General features: G+C 69.7%; 17 protein-coding genes. 5 read left to right on the top strand and 12 right to left on the bottom strand.

Going from position 1 to position 20995, the window contains the following annotated elements; translation table 11 throughout:
* Positions 1-25: 25 nt before the first annotated feature.
* The 10 genes from RZN05_RS12715 to RZN05_RS12670 all read right to left on the bottom strand — a co-directional run bounded on the left by RZN05_RS12715 (position 26) and on the right by RZN05_RS12670 (position 11124).
* On the bottom strand, positions 26-925 hold the full coding sequence (locus RZN05_RS12715; RefSeq protein ID WP_317226974.1) for a class I SAM-dependent methyltransferase: 900 nt from the start codon (positions 923-925) through the stop codon (positions 26-28).
* Positions 922-1323, bottom strand: a complete 402-nt coding sequence (locus tag RZN05_RS12710; protein ID WP_317226973.1) for a GtrA family protein — start codon at positions 1321-1323, stop codon at positions 922-924. Before RZN05_RS12710 ends, RZN05_RS12715 begins: the two co-directional genes overlap by 4 nt.
* Positions 1320-3140: a thiamine pyrophosphate-binding protein gene (locus tag RZN05_RS12705; protein ID WP_317226972.1), complete on the bottom strand. Its 1821-nt coding sequence runs from the start codon at positions 3138-3140 to the stop codon at positions 1320-1322. Before RZN05_RS12705 ends, RZN05_RS12710 begins: the two co-directional genes overlap by 4 nt.
* Complete coding sequence (locus tag RZN05_RS12700) at positions 3137-4147, bottom strand: NAD-dependent epimerase/dehydratase family protein (protein ID WP_317226971.1); 1011 nt, start codon at positions 4145-4147, stop codon at positions 3137-3139. The genes RZN05_RS12705 and RZN05_RS12700 overlap by 4 nt, the downstream gene beginning before the upstream one ends.
* The gene (locus RZN05_RS12695; RefSeq protein ID WP_317226970.1) at positions 4144-5370 is read right to left on the bottom strand and encodes a hypothetical protein; all 1227 of its coding nucleotides are present in this window, start codon (positions 5368-5370) and stop codon (positions 4144-4146) included. Before RZN05_RS12695 ends, RZN05_RS12700 begins: the two co-directional genes overlap by 4 nt.
* A gap of 218 nt (positions 5371-5588) precedes the next feature.
* Positions 5589-6557 (bottom strand): glycosyltransferase family 2 protein, encoded by a 969-nt coding sequence (locus RZN05_RS12690; RefSeq protein WP_317226969.1) that lies wholly within the window; start codon positions 6555-6557, stop codon positions 5589-5591.
* The gene (locus RZN05_RS12685; protein ID WP_317226968.1) at positions 6554-7642 is read right to left on the bottom strand and encodes a capsule biosynthesis protein; all 1089 of its coding nucleotides are present in this window, start codon (positions 7640-7642) and stop codon (positions 6554-6556) included. The genes RZN05_RS12690 and RZN05_RS12685 overlap by 4 nt, the downstream gene beginning before the upstream one ends.
* Positions 7639-9492, bottom strand: coding sequence for an SLBB domain-containing protein (locus RZN05_RS12680; RefSeq protein ID WP_317226967.1), 1854 nt, complete (start codon positions 9490-9492; stop codon positions 7639-7641). The genes RZN05_RS12685 and RZN05_RS12680 overlap by 4 nt, the downstream gene beginning before the upstream one ends.
* Positions 9489-10319 (bottom strand): inositol monophosphatase family protein, encoded by an 831-nt coding sequence (locus tag RZN05_RS12675; protein WP_317226966.1) that lies wholly within the window; start codon positions 10317-10319, stop codon positions 9489-9491. Before RZN05_RS12675 ends, RZN05_RS12680 begins: the two co-directional genes overlap by 4 nt.
* 4 nt (positions 10320-10323) lie before the next feature.
* Complete coding sequence (locus RZN05_RS12670; RefSeq protein ID WP_317226965.1) at positions 10324-11124, bottom strand: aldolase/citrate lyase family protein; 801 nt, start codon at positions 11122-11124, stop codon at positions 10324-10326.
* A gap of 199 nt (positions 11125-11323) precedes the next feature.
* Here RZN05_RS12670 and RZN05_RS12665 point away from each other — a divergent pair, with 199 nt between their 5' ends.
* The 5 genes from RZN05_RS12665 to RZN05_RS12645 all read left to right on the top strand — a co-directional run bounded on the left by RZN05_RS12665 (position 11324) and on the right by RZN05_RS12645 (position 18623).
* Positions 11324-11929 (top strand): M23 family metallopeptidase, encoded by a 606-nt coding sequence (locus RZN05_RS12665; RefSeq protein ID WP_317226964.1) that lies wholly within the window; start codon positions 11324-11326, stop codon positions 11927-11929.
* Positions 11930-12003: 74 nt separating this feature from the next.
* The gene (locus RZN05_RS12660) at positions 12004-12519 is read left to right on the top strand and encodes an RNA polymerase sigma factor (protein WP_317226963.1); all 516 of its coding nucleotides are present in this window, start codon (positions 12004-12006) and stop codon (positions 12517-12519) included.
* A 30-nt stretch (positions 12520-12549) separates the two neighbouring features.
* A complete protein-coding gene (locus RZN05_RS12655; protein ID WP_317226962.1) occupies positions 12550-13488 on the top strand; it encodes a FecR family protein in 939 nt (312 codons plus the stop codon).
* Between the two features lie 19 nt (positions 13489-13507).
* The gene (locus tag RZN05_RS12650; protein ID WP_317226961.1) at positions 13508-15871 is read left to right on the top strand and encodes a TonB-dependent receptor; all 2364 of its coding nucleotides are present in this window, start codon (positions 13508-13510) and stop codon (positions 15869-15871) included.
* An 82-nt stretch (positions 15872-15953) separates the two neighbouring features.
* Positions 15954-18623 carry a hypothetical protein gene (locus tag RZN05_RS12645; protein WP_317226960.1) on the top strand — a complete coding sequence of 890 codons (2670 nt, stop codon included), beginning with the start codon at positions 15954-15956 and terminating at the stop codon, positions 18621-18623.
* A 21-nt stretch (positions 18624-18644) separates the two neighbouring features.
* Here RZN05_RS12645 and RZN05_RS12640 read toward each other — a convergent pair whose 3' ends face one another.
* Both RZN05_RS12640 and RZN05_RS12635 read right to left on the bottom strand, forming a co-directional pair.
* On the bottom strand, positions 18645-19328 hold the full coding sequence (locus RZN05_RS12640) for an HPP family protein (RefSeq protein ID WP_317226959.1): 684 nt from the start codon (positions 19326-19328) through the stop codon (positions 18645-18647).
* Position 19329: 1 nt separating this feature from the next.
* The gene (locus RZN05_RS12635; protein ID WP_317227619.1) at positions 19330-20991 is read right to left on the bottom strand and encodes an amidohydrolase; all 1662 of its coding nucleotides are present in this window, start codon (positions 20989-20991) and stop codon (positions 19330-19332) included.
* Positions 20992-20995: the final 4 nt, after the last annotated feature.

The raw sequence follows: 20995 nt of genomic DNA, 5'->3' as shown, positions 1-20995 counted from the left end.
TAAAACAAGGGTTTGGAGGCGCAACTCAGGCGCTCGCGAGGGTGAGCATGTTGCCCAGGCGGAGGCCAAGCGAGACGCGGGGGAGCGGCAGGCGGGCGGGCTTGAGGCCGACGGTCCAGAGCGCCTGGCGCGCGAGGAAATCGAGCGGGAAGTAGTTGCGGCTGCGCGTCACCCGGGCCTGCGCATAGCCAGCGCGATCGAGCAAGTCCTTGATCGACCTCGGATTATACAGCTCGGGATGCTGGAGGCAGAAGGGCGGCCAGCGCGTGCCCATCAGGTTGCGTAGCAGCGACTTCTCGTTATGGGTGACGATCAGAAGTGTCCCGTTCGGGCGCAATTTGGCGCGGATCTGGTGCAACATCGCCAGCGGATCGAGCAGGTGATCGAGCACATGCACCATCACCGCGAGCCCGATCGAGCCGTCGGGCACCGGCGAGAGATCGTCCATGTCGGTCAGCAGTGTCGCAGGGCGTCCGCGGGCGGAGGCGCGCAACGTGTCGTGGATCGCGCGGTTGGGCTCGAACAGCCAGAAATGGTCGAAGCGCCCGCGCGCCGCGGCCTCGCCGACGATATGGCCGGTGTCGGGACCGATCTCGAGATAGCCGCCTTCGAGCGGGCCCCGGACCGCATCGAAATAGCCTTTCTGGGTCGCGGCGATCGCGTCGTTGGAGACGATCTCCATGTTGGGCGCCATGCTCGAATAGAGTTCGGCGAGCCGCGCGCCATCGAAGAAATGCGGGGTATAGAGCAGCCCGCAGCCGCGGCAGCGATGATAGCTGAAGAAGCGCTTCTCGCGGAAGAGCCCGGCCCAATAGGGCCGCAGCGTCTCGAAATGCATCGCCTCGGCGCGAACCAGGCTGTGCGCCTCCTCGCGAGTGTCGGTGGCGCCGCAGGCGGGGCAGGCGCGTTCGAGGAACCGGGTCATGCGAGGATCCCCGCCGAACGGAAGGTAACGCGGCTGTGCCAGAACCAGCTGCCGACGATCAGCAGCGCCGTGAAGCCGAGCTGGGCGAGGATCGGCGGCACCCCGGCCAGCTCGACGAGCAGCGGCAGTGCGGCCCAGTTCGCGGCATAGTTGAATAAGTAGAAGCTGGAGAAGGTGCCGAACTCGCGCGCGACATTGCCGCGCGTGCGGAACACGCCGATTTTATAGGTCGCGAAGGCGAAGCACAGGCTGATCGCCTGGGCGACGCCGAGCGCGACCAGGTAATGCGTGTGGAAGGCCGGGACGCTCCACAGGAGCAGCGGATAGATCGCCAGCCCGAACGCGGTGTTGGCCGCGCCGGCGAGCAGGAAGCGCAAGGGGCGATGCGCGCGGGTCATTCCTCCTCCAGCAGCGCGATGCGCATGTTGTCGCGGAGCACCTCGCGCGGGAGGAAGGGGGAGAGGTCTTCGAGCGGGGGCGAGGTGATCCGGCCATCGGGATGCGCCTTGGCGCTGAGCTTCGGGGCGAAGGCGACGTGCTCGTCGACGAAGATCTCGCAGACCACCGGGCCGTCGGTGGCGAGCGCGGCGTCGATCGCGCCGCCGAGTTCGGCATTCGATTCGGCCCTGAAATAGGCGAAGCCGAAGGCGGCGGCGAGCTTGCCGAAGTCGGGGAAGGTGACGTTGCTCTTGGGCCCGCCGCCGACTTCGACGCCGTTGAAGAAATTGCGATGTGTCTGGAAAATAGAGACATAGCCGTTGTTGTTGATGAGGAAGACCTTCACCGGCAGGCCGTATCCCGCGATCGTCTGCATCTCCTGGAGGTTCATCATGATGCTGCCGTCGCCGGCGATCGCGATGACGCGCCGCTTGCCCCCGGTGGCGGCGCAGACGCCGATCGCGGCGGGGAGATCGTAGCCCATCGTCGCGCAGCCGGAGTTGGTCCACAGCCGCTGGCCGCGCTTGATCTCGGCGACCTGGAAGCTGACCACGCAGGCGCTGCCGTTGCCGGTGACGATCACATCGTCCTCGTCCAGCCGTTCGAACAGCGCCTCCATCGCGACATAGGGATGCACGGAAGGGCCGTGGTTGCGATATTCCGGGAGCACCGCGGGGAAGTTCCAGACGCGCTCGCGCGACCATTCGAGCCATTCGGCGTGCGCTGGGGTCGGGCCTGCATAGGGCGTTTCGAGCAGCGCGGGGATGAGGTCGGCCAGATCCGCGACGATGGGCATGTCGGGGGTGACGGTGGGCTTGCGCAGCTCGACGGGATCGATGTCGACCCAGATCTTGTACGCCTCGCGCGCGAAGGTTTTCCAATTGTAGCTGACCTGGCGGATGTTGAGGCGGCTGCCGAGGACGAGCAGCAGATCGGCGCTCTGGGTGACCATGTTGCCGCCGCGGTCGCCGACCGTGCCGGGGCGGCCGGCGTAAAGCGGGTGCGCGTTCCACAGCACGTCATGCGCGTTCCAGCCGGTGACCACGGGGACGCCGAGCTTTTCGATCAGTGCGAGGAAATCGGCATGCGCGCCGCTCAGCCGGACACCGCTGCCGGCGAACACCACCGGGCGCTGCGCGGCAGCGAGCTTTTCGAGGATCGCGGCGGCTGTCGCTTCGAGGTCGGTGGCTTTCCACGGCTCGTCGAGCTCGGCGGGATCGAAGCCGGTCAGCTGGGCAGGATCGATCTTCGCTGCCTGGACGTCGAGCGGGATGTCGAGCCAGACCGGGCCGGGGCGGCCCGAAGTGGCGAGGTGGAGCGCCTTTTCGAGATGGTAGCGGATGGTCAGCGGATCGGTGACCATCGTGGTGTATTTGGTGATCGGGCGGACGATCGGCTCGATATCGAGTTCCTGGTCGCCGAACTGGCGCAGCGGCAGGCCGGTGGCGCGGACGGTGGTCTCGGTCTTCACCTGGCCCGAGATCACCAGCATGCCGATCGAATCGACATGTGCGCCATAGACGCCGGTAATCGCATTGGTGCCGCCTGGGCCCGAAGTGACGTTGACCACCGCGAGCTTGTTGGTCAGCCGGTAATAGGCCTCGGCCGCCATCGCCAGCGCCTGCTCGTGATGGGTGAAGGTGGTGGCGAGCTGCGGGTGCGTGCCGAGCGCGTGGTTGAGGTGCATCGCGCCGCCGCCGGTCAGCATGAAGACATGGTCGATGCCGTGCGCGACGAGGGTGTCCGCCACCCAGTGGGCGAGCTTTACTTCGGTCATGGTTTCCATCCGTTGGCGCGCGCGGTGCGCAGGATCGCGTCGTCGAGGCCGACCGTCGGCGCGACGCCGAGTTCGGCGCGGATGCGGGCAGTAGAGGGGACGTAGCGCCCGGCGTTCCAGCCGGGATCGGGCTGGCCGAGAATCTCGACACCGGGGCCGCCGAGCAGCGCCGCGGTGCGGCGGGCGAGGTCGGCGATCGACACCGCTTCTTCGGAGCCCATGTTGACCACCGTGCCGGGCTTGCCGGCGATCAGCAGCGTCCACAGCCAGATCGTGAGATCGGCGGCGTAGAGATAGGAGCGCACCGCCTCGCCCGAGCCGATGATGCGGATCGGCTTGCCCGCCATCGCATCGCGGATGAAATTGCCCGCGGCGAAATGGATGTCGAGCGAGAGCAGGGGGCCGAGCAGCGCGAAGATGCGGGCGTTGACCACATCGAGGCCGAATTGCCTGGCGTAGATCGCGCAGAGCATTTCGGCGGCGCGCTTGCCTTCGCCATAGGCGGAGAGCGGATCGCAGGGATCGGGGCCGCCGCGCCAGTCCTCGCCGACATGGCTGACCTCCCACGGCTGCGCGCCATAGACCGCGCCCGAACTGAGGAAGACGAAGCGCGCCTGGTTTTCGACAGCGAGATCGAGCGCGCGGCGGGTGCCATCGACGATCGTGTCGAACATTCGGCGCGGATCGTTGGCATTGAGTGCGGCGCTGGCGTCGGTCGCGGCGTGGAGGACGTGGGTGTAGTTGCCTGCGGGAGCGAGGAAGCGGGTGACGTCGCCGGCGACCAGATCGAAGCGCGCGGCAAGGTGCGGCGCACGGGCGGCGAAGGCGTCGGGGTCGCGGCTGAGCAACGTCACCTGGGCGTCGATCCCGGAGCGTGCCAGCGCTTCGAGCATCCAGCGGCCGATGAAGCCGGTGCCGCCGGTCATGAAGATGCGGGCGCCCGCCAGGCGCGGCCACAAGGGGGCGAGCGCGGCGTTGACCGCGGCCATGTCGGCTTCGAAGATCATGCGAGCCCCAGCGTCGGGCGGTGGAAGCGGTGTGCGCGCGCCACGCGGACGAGGCTGTCGAGTGCCAATGCCCATAGCATCAGCGCGACGAGGCCGGGGCGGACGAAATGGCCGATGGCGAGGCCGAAGCTCGGGGTGACCGGGCGCCCGCTGAGCCAGGAGTTGGTGGCGAGTTCGAGCACGGTCGACAGCGGCCAGTCGGCGACGAGGCAGAGCAAATAGGCGCAGACGATCGCGAGGATCGGGCCCAGGCCCTTCCACGGCTCGAGCAGGACGAGGAACAGCAGGAAGGTCTGGGTGTAGCCACCGGGCGACTGGGTGACGAGATAGGCGGCGAGCAGCAGCGTTGCGATGCGCGCGTGCGACAGCGCCCTGGGCTGGAGCCAGGCGCCGGCGAGCGCGAGCAGCGCGATGCACTGGCTGGCGCGGATGACGAGGGGGACGAGGAATTCGATTCCCTCGACGGTGCGCGAGGGGACGAATTGGAGCACCGGGATCTGCGAGTTGCGGATCAGCAGGAACGGCGCGTAGCTGGTCGAATAGTGGATCTCGTTCCAGACCTGGCCGCTCTGGAAGACGACCCAGTTGGCGGTGTTGGCGGCCAGCTCGATCGGCGTCCCGGCGCCGACGATCGCCAAGGTGACGAGATAGACGAAGATCGTCGCGATCCCGGCCAGCTCGAGGCCGCGCCAGTCGCGCCTGACGGCGTGGGCGAGCACCGGGAGCAGGAGATAGGGCTTGAAGTTGATCGTCGCGGCGGCGCCGAGCCAGCGCCACGGGCCGCGTGTCACCAGCGGGCCGTGCGCGAGGATGAAGGCGGGCAGCGCGACGAGGATCAGGTTGCCGCGCTCGAGCGTGAACAGCAGCGGCAGGCCGAGCCCGAAGGCGATCGTCCGCATCGGCGCGGTGCGCGGATCGGCGCGGCGGAAGCTCAGCCAGACGAGGACGACGTCGAGGACGTAGAAGGCATAGATCGTCGTGTTGCCGAGCCAGTCGCAATCGCGCGCGTGGAAGGGCGACTGGAGATAGCAGCCGGGCAGGCTGAACAGATCGAGGAAGACGAAGGACAGCGGCGGATAGATGCTGCGCCACACGTCGTACGCGCCGGGGCGGTTGGCCCAATAGGCCGTGTTGAACCAGTCCATGAAGGTGTCGTTGGTGTCGAACACGAAGGGCTGGGGGAGATAGCCGGTCTCGCGGAAGGCGAGCGCGGTGGCGATCACGCTGGCGACGACGGCCAGCGCGAGGAGGCGTTCGATGAGGCGCGCGCCTCTCGAACTCCCCTCCCTGGAAGGGAGGGGTTGGGGGTGGGTTTGCGGCGGGCGGGGCTCGATGCCCCGGCCGGCGCCTTTTGCCGGCAGGTTAAGAGTCTTTTGGCGCGCAGACGCGCGCACCCACCCCCAGCCCCTCCCTTGCAGGGAGGGGAGTTTTTTGGGGGGCTTCACGGGCGGCGGATCAGCACCCGCGACGCGGGGCGGCGGCGGTCGGGGGGGAAGTTGATCCGTTCGGACTCGATCACCAGCGGCACGTTGCGGGTGCGCTCGGCGAGCATGCGGACCTGCTCGCCGATCAGGCCGAGGAAGAGCAGCAGCACCGCGAACATGCCGAAGCCGGTGGCGAAGCCGAGCAGCGCCAGCGCCGGGCCGCCGAACAGGGCCGCGGCTGCCGCCGCGGCGCCGAGCAGCAGCGCGCATCCAGCGACGAGGAACGACAGCACGATCGGCATGCGCAGCAGCGACTTGGCCGAGCCGGCCAGCCCGGACAGCGCGAAGGAGAAAAGCGCGGCGACATCGTTCTTGCTGGTTCCGGCGGCCCGCTCGGGGCGGTCGAAGGGGAGTACCGCCAGGCGGAAGCCGCTCTCGACAAGCATGCCGCGGAAGAACGGCTCGGGCTCGTTCCAGGCGGCGAGCGTATCGACCACTTCGCGGTCGAACAGGCCGAAGCCGGTGGCGCCGGGGATGACGGGGTAATCGCCGTAGCGGCGGAGGAAGGCATAGCCGAGGCGGCGGGCGGCGGCGAGCAACGGCGAGGTGCGTTCGGAGCGGCGCTGGCCGAGGACGACCTGCGCGCCGGCGCGCCATTGCGCGACGAACGCGCCGATCATCGCGGGGGGATCCTGGAAATCGGCGCACATGCCGATCACCGCGTCGCCCTCCGCCTGGTAGATGCCGTAGGTGGGGGAGCGCATCTGGCCGTAATTGCGATTGTTGAAGATCGCGCGGATGCGCGGGTCTTCGGCGCAGAGCCCGCGCATCAGATCGCGCGTCGCGTCGGTCGACTCATTGTCGATCAGCAGGATCTCGTGCGAAGCCGCGTGCTGCGCGGCCTCGGCGGTGACCGCGGCGCAGATCGCGCGGACATTCTCCGCTTCGTTGTAGCAGGGGATGACGACCGACAGCTCGGGCTTCATTGCGCGGGAGCCTTGCGGAGGCGCAGGTCGATGCCGGTGGCGGGGGCGTAGATCTCGGTGAACAGCGCCAGTGCGATCAGCAGCGCGAGCAGCGCGACCGCGGGAATGTTATATTTCCGCTCGGCGTCGAGGCGGGGGGCTTCGATGAGCTGGACGTCCGACGCGGTCTCGGCGGCGAGCGTCTCGACCGCGACTTCTTCCGACGAGCGGGCGTAGACTTCGTACAGCGCCTGGGCGAAGCGATAGTCGCGATAGAGGTTGAGATATTCGCCCGAGACTTCGCTGAGCCCGGCGACGTTGGGGCCGGCGGCGCCGGCGCTGGGGCTGGCAGTGCGGGCGATCTGGCCGCGCAGCGAGGCGACTTCGGACTGGACCGCCTGAAGCTGGGGGTTTTCCTCGCCCTGGAAGCGCTGGAGCGTCTGGAGCTCGACGAGCTTGGCCTGGAGCTGGGCCTCGAGGCCGGCGCGCAGCGACAGCGCGGAACCGAGCTGGGCCTCTGGCTCGGCGAGCCGGTTGCGGCGGCGGAAATCGCCCAGCGCAGTTTCGGTCTGGACGACGCGGCCGGCGGCTTCCTGGAAGCGCTGCTTGACGACGTCGCGCTTGCGGCGAACGCGATCGCGGCCGAGCGCGATGATGCGATCGCTGATCGCCTGGACATAGGCCTTGGTGAGCGCCTGGGCCTGGGCGGCGTCGTGGGTGCGGACCTCGACTTCGACGATGCCGCCGGTGAGCGAGTGGATGTCGACTCGCTTGGCGAGCGCGACGCGGGCCTTGTCCGGGCTGGCATAGCCGCTCGGGCCGACGAGCTTGAGGCTGGCGATGACCGCGTCGGTGACTTCGGTGCCGCGCGAGATTGCGAGGTACATGTCGACCGGCTGCTTGGCGCCGCCGAACAAGGCCGCGAAGCCCTGGAGCTGGCCGCCGAGCGCGTTCATCATCGAGCCCAGGCCGATGCTGTTATTGTCCTGCGGGACCAGCTTGGCGCGCGCGACATAGGGCTGGGGGAAGACGCAGAGCAAGGCGAGCACGACGGCGAGCACGGCATAGCCGATGCGCCGGGTGCGCGGATCGGTGACGAGCTTCATTGGGTGAGGTTCACGATCGACGCCGCGCCGATCACCCCGCCGAACAGGCTGGAGGTGATGTCGCGCAGCCGCGCCCAGAACTCGCCGCGATTGGCGTCGATCGGCACGTAGACGAGATCGCCGGGGAGCGCGGGCGCGCGCAGCACGCGCTTGCCGTCGGCGAGCACGGTGCCGTTGGCGCGGACGACGAAGATCTCGTTTCTGTCGCCGAGCTTCTGGACGCCGCCGGCCGACTGGACGAAGTCGCCGATGGTCGCGCGCTCGCGCCAGGCGAACGAGGCGGGGGTCGGGACCGCGCCGAACACGCCGACGGTGACCGGGCGCGGGGGCACGTAGATCGTGTCGTTGTTCTCGAGGACCAGCGCGCCCGGCAGCGCCTGCGCGGTCACCGGCAGGTCGAAGACGAGGCGGCCATTCGGGCGACGCTCGCGGAGCTGGTCGACGATCGAGCGGACGAGCGCGAGGTTGGCGGGCTGGACGAGCTGGGCGCGATTGGCCGACGTCACCGGCTGGGCAGTGAGGAGCAGCTCGGCATCCTGCACGGCGCGATCGAAGCTCTGCTGCTGCTGCGCCTTGACGCTCTCGCGGGTGATGACGCTGGCATAGGGGAAGGCTTGGGGCGTGAGCCCGCCGGCCTGCGCGACGACCTGGTCGAGCCTAGTGCCGGGCTGGAAATAATAGCGGCCGGGCTTGGCGACTTCGCCGCTGATCGTGACCAGCACCGATTGCTGGGCGAGCGGACGGGCGATGCCGACCTGCGAGAGCACGCGGACGATATCGCCGCGGCGCGCCTTCCGCATGCCGGCGTCGGCAGCCGACAGTTCCTCCCAGCCCTTGCCGTCGCGGCCGAGCGAGTCGAACACCATCAGCCGGCTCGCGTCGGCGACGGTGTTGACCCCGCCTGCATAGCGGATCGCATCGCTGACGGTCTCGCCGGGGGCGACTTCGAAGATCGCCTCGCGATTGACGCTGCCGATCACCGCCACCTGCTCGCCTGCGGGCGCGATGTAGAGCACGTCGCCGTTCTGGAGGACGGCGTCGCCGCTGCGGTCGCCCTTCAAGAGCAGGTCGTAGAGGTCGAAGTCCGAGACCAGCTTGCCGCCGCGGCGGAGCTGGATCGAGCGGAAGCTGCCGCCGGCTGCGGGGCCGCCCGAGGCGAGCACGGCGTTGACCAGCGTCGACAGGCTGCCGACGGTGTACGAGCCCGGCGCCGCGGCGAAGCCGGTGACGTAGACGGTGACGCCGTGGAGGCGGCCGGGCGTCACTTCGAGCTGGAAGCCGCGATATTGGCGCGAGACGCGGCGGGCGATGACGTCGTGCAGGTCGCCGTAGCGGACGCCGCCGACGGCGATCGCGCCGATGCGGGGGACGAAGATGCGGCCTTCGCTGTCGATCGTCAGGCGCAGGTTGGACGCCTGGACCGATCCGGTGAGGCCGAGCAGGACCTCGTCGCCGGGGTTGAGGCGGTAATCGGGCGGGATCGTCGCGGTCGGCCCGGCGGTGAAGTCGCGCGCGCCGGGGACGAGCAGGTCGGCACCGAAGCGGCGCAGCGGCGTGCCCGCGGCGGCGGAGACGAAGCTCTCATATTCGCTGGGGGGCGTGGTGGGTGCGGGGCGGGCGGGGAGATCGCGGGGCGGCTCGGCGGGGGCCGTGACGGGCGTCTCGATCACCGTCGGCTGATACGGGGTGACTTCGGCGGGTGGAACCGCGACCTGCGCCGCGGCGGCGCCACGCGCGGTCGGGTTGCCCTGCTGCTGGGGCGTCGCGACCGGCGAGCCGAGCTGGGCGAGCGCGGGCACCGGCAACGCGGCGAGCACGCAGCTCGCGAGAAGCGTAGCACGGCGGATCATGCGGCGAGGCGATCGGCTTCGATCAGGCCGGCGGCGGGATGGAGCAGCACCTGCGCGGCCACCTCCCACTGCCAGGGGCTGGCGGCGGCGAGCACGCCGATGCCGGGCCCGCCGACGCGCCAGGGGGTGCCGTCCCAATGCGTGGCCTTGCCGCCCGCCTCGGTGACAAACAGCGCGCCGGCAGCGTGGTCCCAGGGGAGGATGCGCTGGAACAACGCGACGTCGTCCTGCCCGAAGACGAGGCGCGGATAGCTCTCGGCAGCGCAGCGCGGGACCGGGACGACATCGAGATGCTGGTCGGCGCGGGCATGGACGCGGGCGCGCCGATCCGCGGTGAGGAAGTGCGTGCCTAGCGCGGCGCGGGGGCGGGCGCTTCCGGTCGCGCGGGCGCGGACCAGCATGCCGTTGCAGCGGGCGCCCATGCCACGCGCGGCGTGGCAGAGTCGATCGGTCAGCGGATCGAGCATCCAGCCGGCGACCGGGCTGCCATTGTCGACCAGGGCGATCATCATCCCGAAGGGGCCGCGGCCCGAGGCGAAGTTGGCGGTGCCGTCGAGCGGGTCGATCAGCCAGACCAGCCCTTTGCCGACATCGTCGAGCAGCGCGGGGTCGGCTTCGGCGGCTTCCTCGCCGAGGATGCGGGCACCGAGGCCGAGCGCGGCGAGCCCGTCGTGCAAGCGCAATTCGGCCTCGCGATCGACGACGGTGACGACTTCGCCCGCGCTCTTGGTCATGACCTCGCCGGCGGCGAGGGTGCGGTAGCGCGGGAGCACCACGTCAGCGGCGACCGCGCGCATCAGCGCCGATACTTCCTCGTGCAGCGGCATCGGATCAGGCGGCCCGCTCGATAGCCGCGAGGGCGCTGCGCTCCTGGATCATCCGGATGCGCGCCAGATCCTCGTCGGCGATCGCGCGGTAATGATCGCGCTTGTTCTCGAGCCAGGCGAGCTCGAACGCGACAGCGTTGGCGATGCCCGCCTCGAAGCGGGCGGATTCGGCCATCGATCCGTCGAAGATCACCTTGCGCGTCTCGAAGCGATCGAGCCGGACGGCGCGGATCTCGCGCAGCGCGGCGCCCGCCTCGACCGCGACCGAGCCACCGACGACGAGCGTCAGGTCGTTTTCGGCGCAGGCGCGCGCGACCCGCAGCACCGCATTGGTGATCTGGCGATCGTTGATGCTCTTGCGCGGCAATCCGCGCGAAAGGGTGAAGTCGACCCGGCCGAAGACCACGCCGTCGAGCTTGGCCTTGGCGATCGGCAGCATCGCGTCGAGATTGGCGAGCGTCGCCTCGGTCTCGAGGTTGAACAGGAACTGGGTTTCGTGGCCGGCGCCGCCATAGGTCTTGTCGCGCGCCTCGGCGAATTTGGTGAGCGCATAGGGCGTCTCGATCATCGGGGCGATGACGTGATCGACACCATAGAGCTTGGAGGCGAGCAGGTCCGACACCGCCTCGCAGCCGCCGATCTTGAGCGCGACCTTGAGATCGGCGCGGCGGGCGAGTTCGAGCAGACGGAGGAATTCGTCGGGGCGCGTGCCCTCGGCTTCGAACTCGGCCTTGACCGCGACGACGCCGAACTGGTCGCGGCCCTTCTTGAGCATGTCGAGCATGCGGCGTTCGGTGGGGTTCATCCTCGGCTCCGTGACTGAAAGCGAATTACTGGCTGCAAGGAGGACGGCGCCCGGCACGGGTTCCCGCAGCATTTTTCGCGCCGAAATATTTTTGCGACCGAGCGTACGGGATCGGCGCGGCGGCTCCGTCCAAGCAATGATGCCCGGCTTCTTACCCCTGCACCTGGTCCTTCTGCTGTCCTCCCCGGACAATGGGCCGGTGTCGCCGGGCATCACCGAGCTTCCCGGCGGCCGCGAAGCGACGTTCCGCGCCGCGCCTGCCGAACCGTTGCCCAAACTCGTGCCGCAACTCGTGCCCGTGCCGCAGGCCGAGGCCGGGCCGCGCCGCGGGGCCGCACCCATATTGCCGCGGCTGTCCTCGCAGTTCGGGGTTCGCGGCGATCCGTTCCGGCGCACCGCGGCGATGCATCGCGGGATCGACATTCCCGGGCGGCTCGGCACGCCGGTGCTTGCTTCGGCGCCCGGCGTGGTGCGCCATGCCGGACGCGCGGGGAGCTATGGCGAAATGGTCGAGATCGATCATGGCACCGTGACGACGCGGTACGCGCATCTCTCGCAGGTGCTGGTGCGGCCGGGCATGCAGGTGGCGCAGGGCCAGGCCGTCGCGCTGATGGGATCGACCGGGCGATCGACCGGGAATCACTTGCATTTCGAGGTTCGCGTCGCCGGCCGCGCGGTCGATCCGCTGGGCTATCTGTGGGGCGACGCGCCCGTGCCGGCCAAGGCTTGGATCGCGCCCGAGGCGCCCCATATCTCGGCCTTCGCACAGGCGCGTGCCGACCAGCCGCAGGGACGCGCTTTCTGAACCGTCATGGGGTCTCCGTTGCACCAGCAGGTTGGTCTTTCCGATATTGCGGGCCGGCGCGCGCGGTGCCGCGCGTGACGGATTCGGACGCGCAGGTCAGCGGGCTCCAGCGCGTGGTGCTCAACGAGCGCGGGCGGTTGCTCCGCTTCCTCGCCGCGCGCGGGATGGCCGACGATGCCGAGGACGTGCTGCACGATCTGTGGCAGCGCGTGGCGGCGGCGCCGAGCCAGCCGATTGCCGATCCGCTCTCCTATCTGTTCCGCGCCGCCGAGAATCTGGTGCGCGACCGGCGGCGTTCGAGCGTGAGCCGCGACCGGCGGCACCATGACTGGCACGAGACGCTGCCGGGCGAGGAAGCGCCGATGGGCGAGCGTTCGCTGATCGCGCGTGAGCGGTTGCGCGAGGTTCAGGCGGCGCTTGCCGCGCTGGGGCCGCGCGTGGAGATCGTGTTCCGCCGCTGCCGGCTGGACGGCATCGGCCAGGCGGCGATCGCGCGCGAACTGGGGGTCAGCCTCAGCTCGGTCGAGAAGGATCTGCAAAAGGCATATCGCGCGCTTGCCGACCTGAGGGCGAAATTCGATGCGGAATGATCGCACGGGCTCCGTCATAGGGACATGGCGATGAGCGCACAGACCGAGATTCGAGAAGCCGGGCGGCTCTGGGCGATTCGCGTCCAGGATCCGGCGTTCGACGATTGGGACGGCTATACCGCCTGGCTCGAAGCCGATCCGGCGCATTTGGCGGCCTATGAGGCGGCGCTCGACGACAGTGATTGGGGCGCGGCGCTGCTGGCGTCGGCGCCGGTGGAAGTCGCGGCCGAACCGCAGGCGCGCCGCTGGTGGTTGCCCGCAGGGGCGGCCGCTGCGGCGGCGATTGCCGCGGTTGGCGGCTGGTCGGTGATCGACCGCGACGCGCCCGCACAGCAGATCGCGACCGCGCCGGGCGAGCAGCGGATGATTGACCTTGCAGACGGATCGAAGCTCGCGCTCAACGGCGCGACGCGGGTGATCCTCGATCCCGATACGCCGCGCCATGTCGTGCTCGAACAGGGCGAGGCGCGGTTCGACGTGGTGCACGACGCGAGCGATCCGTTCGTGGTGATGGCCGGCGGCACTCGGCTGGTCGATGCCGGGACGGTGTTCAACGTCGTGCAGGACGGCGACGCGCTCCAGGTCGCGGTGTCCGAAGGCGCGGTGATCTATGCGCCGGGTCCGGACGAGGTGCGGCTGGCACCGGGCGACACGCTGACGCGCGACGCCAAGGGCGCGAAGCCGGTGGTCGGCAAGGCGAGCACCCAGGCGATCGGGAGCTGGGCGTCGGGGGCGCTGCACTATGACAACGCCTCGCTGGGGCAGGTAGCGCGCGACCTCAGCCGGAGCCTGGGCAAGCCGGTGCGCCCCGCCCCTGGGACCGAGGCGCGGACGCTGGGCGGCGGCACGCTGATGCTCGGCGGCTCGCCCGACCAAGTGCTCGCCCGTGCCGGACCGCTGCTCGGCGTGCGGTTCGTCGCAGAAGGGGAAGGATGGACGATGTCCCCCGCAGATGGTCCGCCCCGCTAGCCCGGGCTTCCTTGCTTCCATGATCATCGCGTCTCCTGCGCTTGCGCAGGAGCGAGTGGCCGAGATCGACCTCGGCGCATCGCGGCTCGACACCGCGATCCAGCAATTGAGCCGCCAGACCGGCACGAGCATCGGCTTTCGCGAGGCCACGCTCGCCGGGCTCCAGGTGCGTCCCGTGCGCGGACGCTTCACGGCATCGCAGGCGCTCGAACGGATGCTGCTCGGCACCAGGTTCCGCGCGCGCCGTGTCGCCCCCGCGACCTATCTGGTCGAGCGCTTCAGCAAGTCCGCCGCGCCCAAGCGCCCGCGCCCCGCGCCGCCGACCGTAGAGCCCGAAGTCGCGCCGACGCCCGAGGAGATCGTCGTCACCGCGACCAAGCGCGACGTGCCGCTCGGCGCCTATCCCGGCGGGGTGCAGATCGTCGATGGATCGGCACTCAGCGCGGCGGAGAGCCTGCGCGGGACCGAGGCGGTCGAGGCTCGGATCGCCAGCGTCGCCTCGACGCATCTGGGGCCGGGCCGCAACAAGCTGTTCATCCGCGGCATCGCCGATTCGAGCTTCGTCGGTCCGACCCAGTCGACCGTGGGGCAATATTGGGGGAACAGCCGGATCACCTATAGCGCGCCAGATCCCAATCTGCGCCTCTACGACGTCAAGAGCGTCGAGGTGCTGGAGGGGCCGCAGGGCACGCTCTACGGTGCGGGATCGCTGGGCGGGGTGGTGCGCGTGGTGCCGCGCTCGCCCGATCTTGCGAACTTCGAAGGGTCTGCCTGGGGCGGGGTGCTCGCGGTCCAGCATGGCAAGCCGGGCGTCGATGGCGGCGCGATCCTCAATTTGCCGATCAAGCAGGATACGATCGGGCTGCGCCTGCTCGCCTTCGGGTCGATCGAGGGCGGCTATATCGACGATGTCCAGCGCGGGCTCGACGACATCAACCGGGTGCGCACGATCGGCGGGCGGGCCGGGCTGCGCGTCGATCCGGGCGACGACTGGACGATCGACCTCAACGCGGTGGGCCAGCGGATCAACGGCGACGACAGCCAATATGCCGAGCGCGCCGTCGGCGAACTCGATCGCGCGAGCGGCATCGCCCAGCCGTTCGAGAACGAATATTGGCTGGTCGATCTGGTCGCGCGCAAGCATTGGGGATCGCTCGAGCTGACCTCGTCGCTCGGCTATGCCGGCCAATATGTGTTCGAACGGTTCGAGGGCCAGACGCTCACCGATCCCGGCGATCCCATCGTCCGCCCGACGGCGAGCGCGATCAACAGCGCATTCACGCAGTCCAACCGTATCTCGATGGTGACGGGGGAAGTGCGCCTTGCCCGGCGCGGGGCGAACGGCACAGGCTGGGTGCTTGCCGCCAGCATACTCCGCAACGACACGCTGACGCATCGCAAGATGGATTTCGCGCGGCTGACCGGCGTCCGCAACCAGGTCGAGGAAGCGACTCTCTATGGCGAGGCGACGGTCGAGCCCGTCGATCGCTTCACGCTGACGCTCGGCGGACGGCTGACGCATGCGACGCTGTCGGGCAGTTCTGAGGACGTCGCCGAGGCGATCGCATTCCGTTTCGATCCCGGTGCGCGCGCTTCGCGTTCGGAAACGCGCTTCCTGCCGTCACTGGCCGCGGCGTATCGCATCGCCGACGACCTGACGCTGTTCGGGCGGTACCAGCAGGGCTTCCGTCCCGGCGGTATCGCAGTGCGGCGCGAGTTCATCCAGCGCTTCGACGGCGACCGGGTCGCCACCTACGAAGCCGGCGCGCGCTATCGCAGCCCCGGGCTGGACCTGGCGCTGAGCGCCTCGGCGACGCGCTGGACCGATATCCAGGCCGATCTGGTGGACGGCTTCGGCTTCCCGACCACCGCAAATGCCGGCGACGGTCGCGTCTTTTCGATCGGCATGACTTCCCGCTGGCGTCCCGTGGCCGGGCTGGAACTGGATGCGGCGCTGTATCTCAACAACAGCAAGGTTACCGATCGCGCCTTCGTGATCCTGCCCACCGCCGACGCTTCCACCGCCGTGAACGTCGAGCGCCTGCCCAATGTCGCCGATGCGACCGGGCGGATCGGCGCGGCCTATACCCATATTCTTGGCAACGGGCTCGAGTTCAGCGCCAACGGCTATGCCCGCTATGTCGGCAAGTCGACGCTGGGGATCGGGCCGATCCTCGGGCGGCTGCAGGGCGATTATGTCGATACCGGTGTCGAGGTGCGCCTCGGCGAGGCGAAGCGGGGGGTGAGCCTGGCGCTGACCAATCTGCTCGACTCGCGCGGCAATCGCTTCGCGCTGGGATCGCCCTTCCTGATCCGCGACCGCGACCAGACCACCCCGCTGCGGCCGCGCAGCGTCCGGCTCGGGTTCGACCTGAGCTTCTGACGCCAAAATAATTCGCCGCGGCGTGTCCGGTCTGCGCCGCGAACTCCGTCTCCCCCTTCGACAACGAAGAGGGGACTTCACCATGACTGCCAACACCACCGCCAGCCGTATTGCGCTGCGCGCCTTCGCCACCGTTTCGCTGGGGACGATCGCGCTGATGCTCGCCACCGGCGAGGCGCAGGCGCAGAACGCCCAGTGCCGCGATGCCGCCAACAATCCCGTCGGCGCGCTCCAGCCCGGATCGGACGACAACGCCCTTTGCGGCGACGTCACCGTCAACGGCGATTCGAACGTCGCGATCGGCGAGGGCGTGACGGTGCAGGGGCCGGGCAACACGGCGATCTTCGGATCGGTCGCGATCGGCTATTCGGCCGATGCGACTGCGGGCACCTCGGTGGCGATCGGCGCAGTGGCGGAAGCGACCGGTTCGAGCTCGACCGCATTGGGCTTCGGCGCGCATGCCTCGGGCACCGAGTCGCTGTCGCTGGGCCTCGTCGCGCAGGCGTTCGGCAATCAGGCGATCGCAATGGGCGCAGTGACCGTCGCCGACGGCGATTCGTCGATCGCAATCGGGCGCGCCGCCAATGCGCAGGGCGCCTTCTCGATCGTGATGGGCGATGGCGCGTCGTCGGTGTTGGGCGACAGCATCGTGCTGGGCCGCAATGCATCGGGCACGGACTATGGCTCGATCGCGCTGGGGTATAATTCGGAAGCGGGCGACCAGGCGACGGCGGTGGGCTTCATCTCCGCGGCGACTGGAGACAGCGCCTCGGCGTTCGGCCTCGCCGCCTGGGCGGCCACCAATTACAGCACTGCGATCGGCTCCTCAACCTATGCCTCGGGTGCCGCCTCGGTCGCGCTCGGCTTCGGCTCGACGAGCAGCGGCGCCAATTCGATCGCGCTGGGCACGGTGAATGCCGCGAACAACGCCTATGCGTCGTCGAGCGGCGCCAACAGCGTGGCGATCGGCGCGGCCAGCGTTTCGGCCGGGGCCGGTTCGATCGCGATCGGTGCCGAAGCGGAGACCAACGACCTGGATTCGGTGGCGCTGGGCGTCAATGCGCTGACGTCGAGCTTCAATTCGACGGCGCTGGGCGCGCGGGCGCGCTCGGGTCAGTCGGCGACGGCACTCGGCCAGAGCGCCAATGCCGGCGGACGGGGCAGCACGGCGCTCGGCCTTGCCGCCAACACCGCTGGTGAGTTCGGCGTCGCGGTCGGCTTCACGTCGGCGGCCAGCGGCGAGCGTGCGGTGGCGATGGGTCTGAACGCCCAGGCGTCCGGCAGCCTTTCGGTCGCGATCGGTGGGCAGGACGCGTTCAGCGGGCTGACGACCACCGCATCGGGCGCGCGCAGCACCGCGCTGGGCGCGATCAGCGTGGCGACGGGCACCGATTCGATGGCACTCGGCTATGCGACCACCGCCAGCGCCAGCAATGCCGTTGCGCTGGGCAACGGATCGGTGGCCAACCGCGCCAACAGCGTGTCGGTCGGCGCGGCCGGCGCCGAGCGTCAGGTGACCAATGTCGCTGCGGGCACCGCGGGCACGGATGCGGTCAACCTCACCCAGCTCAATGCGGTGCAGGCGACGGCAAATACCGCGCTCGCCAACGCTGCGACGGCGCAGGCGACTGCCGACAATGCGCTCGCCGCAGCGACCGCGGGGGGCGCGACGGCCGACCAGGCGCTGATCGCCGCCAACGCCGCGCAGGGCACGGCGAACAATGCGCTTGCCAATGCCGCTACGGCGCAGGGTGCGGCGGATGCGGCACAGGGCACGGCGAACACCGCGCTCGCCAATGCGGCGACGGCGCAGGGTGCGGCCAATGCCGCGCAAGGCACGGCGAACACGGCGCTGACCAACGCCGCGACGGCGCAGGGGACTGCCGACACCGCGCTCGCCACTGCCAATACCGCGGCGACGAACGGCGCCTATTTCCGCACCAACATGACCGGACCCGGGCCGCAGGCGGCCGGCGCGCAGTCGATCGCGGTGGGCGCCAATTCGGTGGCCAGCGGCGAATCGTCGGTGGCGGTGGGCAACGGTGCGCGTGCGATAAACGGGCAGGCAGTGTCGATCGGCGCCGGAAACACCGCGAGCGGCAACGGCGCGGTGGCGATCGGCGATCCCAATGTCGCCACCGGCAATGGCGCGGTGGCGCTCGGTCGCAACAACACTGCGACCGGGCAGGGCGCGGTGGCGCTGGGCAACCAGAGCACCGCCAATGGTGCATCGGCGGTAGCGATGGGCGACGGCGCCAATGCCGGCGCGGCGGGCAGCGTCGCGATCGGGCAGGGCGCAGTCGCAACCCGCGCGGGACAGGTATCGCTGGGCTCGACCGCATCGACCTACACCATGTCGGGGATCAACTCGGCGGCGAGCCGCGCGGCGCAATCGGGGGCACTCAGCCTGGTGACCAGCGACGCGGCGGGCAATCTCGCGACCACGACGGTCAACGTCGCCGAACTCGGCACGCTGGGCACCCGCATGACGCTGGCCGAAGGGCGGATCGACACCGGCATGCGCCGCGCCAATGGCGGCATCGCCGCGGCGATGGCGCTGGGCGGCACGACGATCCCGGGCGACATGAACGTCGCGGTGTCGTTCAACCTCTCGACCTATCGCGGCGAGCAGGGCTTCTCGGGCGCCGCGGTGGCGCGGGTGAGCGACCATGTCTGGGTGAGCGGCGGGTTCGCCGGCTCGACCGTCAAGGGATCGAGCGGCGGCCGGGTCGGCATGACCTTCGGCTGGTAAGCGAGACGACGGCCGTGCGCCTCAGGTGCGCGGCCGTCTTCCCGTTGCGATGCGCCGGGCGGCCGCATGGCGTTCGGCGCGGTCGAGCAGGGCTTCGAGGTCCTCGCGGCTGACGTCGAAGGTCTCGCCCGATTCTTCGAGCGCGGCGTCGATATCCTCCATCAGCAGGCGCGGGCGATCGGGGATCTTCATCGGGCGGTGCGGATAGCTGTGGCCGGAAATGCGATGGAACGCGATGCCGACCGCCGCGAGCGCGAGCGCATTGACGCCGATCGGCAGCAGCGCGAAGTCATAGCCCTGCGCGAGCACCGCGGGGGCGAGGATCGGCAGCAGCGCGGTGCCGCCGCCCGGCGGATGCAGGCAGCGCAGCACCGACATCCCCAGGATCGCCGCACCGACTCCGACGCCCGCCGCCAGCGCACCATGCCCGAGCAATTGCGCGACCACGACACCGACCAGCGCCGAGATCACATTGCCGCCCAGGATCGGCCAGGGCTGGGCGAGCGGGCTCGAGGGCACCGCGAACAGCAGGACCGCCGAGGCGCCGAGCGGGGCGGCAAGCAGCAGGCCGTGCGTGGGGTCGATCAGCGTCGAGATCGCCGCGCATAGCCCGATACCGAGCGTCGCGCCGGCGCCGGCGACGCCGCGTTCGCGCCAGTTCGCGCCCGCCAGCAGCAGGGCAAAGCGCCGCGGCCGTGCGGTCATGCTATTTGCGCTGCCACACCCGTTCGCCGCCCACCCAGGTCTCGAGCACCTTGGTTGCGCGCAGATCGGCAGGCGATGCGAGCAGCGGATCGCGGTCTATGACCAGGAAGTCGGCGCGCAGGCCCACGGCGATCCGGCCGATCTTCTCCTCGGCGAACCCGGCATAGGCCGCGCCGATGGTGAAGCCGGCCCAGCCCTGCTCGCGAGTCACCGCTTCTTCCGGCCGCCAGCCGCCTAAGGGCTGGCCCTCGGCGTCCTGCCGCGTGAAGCTTGCCGCCCAGCCGGCCCAGGGATCGGGGCTTTCGACCGGGAAGTCCGAACCGAAAGCGAGCCTTGCCCCGTTCTGGAGCATCGAGCGCCACGCATAGGCACCGCCCAGCCGCGTCGCGCCCAGCCGGGCCTCGGCCATCGTCCGGTCGGAGATCTGGTGGACCGGCTGCATCGATGCGATCGTGCCGAACTTGCCGAAGCGCGGCAGGTCCTTGGGGTCGACGATCTGGGCATGCTCCACGCGCCAGCGGCGATCGCCCTTATAGGTTTCCGAGAGCACTTCGATCGCGTCGAGCACCTGCTGGTTGGCGCGGTCGCCGATCGCGTGGACGGCGATCTGGAAATTGTCCATCGCCCCGCGGGTCATCAGGTTGAGCAGCTGGTCGTCGCTGAGGAAAGGCAGGCCCTTGTTGCCCGGCGCGTCGGCATAATCGGCCTTGAGCCACGCGCCGCGCGAGCCGAGCGCGCCATCGTCATAGAGCTTGATCCCGCCCATGCGCAGCCTGTCGGCATAGAGCCACGGCGTCGGGCCCTGGCCGGCGACGGCAAGCGCGGTATCGATGCCGCCGGCATAGCTGAGGATACGGACCTTCAGCAGGTTGAGATCGCCCATCCGGCGATAGGTGAGCCAGTCCTGCCCGCTGGTGCCCATGTCGGCGGTGGCGGTGATGCCGAGCGACAGCAGCCTTTCCTGCGCGGCCAGGAAGGCGGCATTGTTGTCGCGCGGGGTGGGTGCGGGAATGCGCTTGGTGATCAGGTCCATCGCGCCATCGACGAAGACGCCCGCGGGCGCGCCGCCGGCGGCACGCTCGATGCGGCCGCCGCTCGGATCCTTGGTCGCGGTGGTGACTGCGCCTGCGGCGATCGCGCGGCTGTTGGCCCAGCCGGCATGGCCGTCGACGCGTTCGAACCAGGCGGGGCGGTCGCCGACCGCGGCGTCGAGCTCGGCGGCGGTGGGGAAACGGCCGAGCTTCCAGCGCTCCTGGTTCCAGCCGCCGCCGAGCACCCACTTGCTCGGATTGGCCGCGGCATAGGCGCGGATCTTGGCGAGCGCCTCCTCAAGCGAATTGGTGTCGGACAGATCGAGCCGGAGCAGTTGCGCGCCGAGCCCCATGACATGGCCGTGGCCATCGATCATGCCGGGTACCAGCGTCTTGCCGGCCAGGTCGATCTTGAGGTCGGGCTTCTTGGGCCGCTTGTCGCCGCGCTTGAGGACATAGCTGATCTTGCCGTCGCGGCTGATCATCAGGCCGGTGAAGCGGACGACCTGGCCCTTCTCGTCGAGCGTCATGCCGTTGACGTTGTCGAGCAGCGCATCGGCCTGGGCGGGGAGAGCGAGCGACGTCGCCGCCAAAGCGAGCAGGGGCGCGATCAGGCGGGCGGGCAGGTGCATCTTG

The organism is Sphingomonas sp. HF-S4 (genome assembly GCF_032911445.1).
Classification (GTDB): Bacteria; Pseudomonadota; Alphaproteobacteria; order Sphingomonadales; family Sphingomonadaceae; genus Sphingomonas; species Sphingomonas agrestis.
The sequence above is the reverse complement of the archived record's forward strand: the minus strand, read 5'-3'. Positions and strand labels throughout refer to the sequence as shown.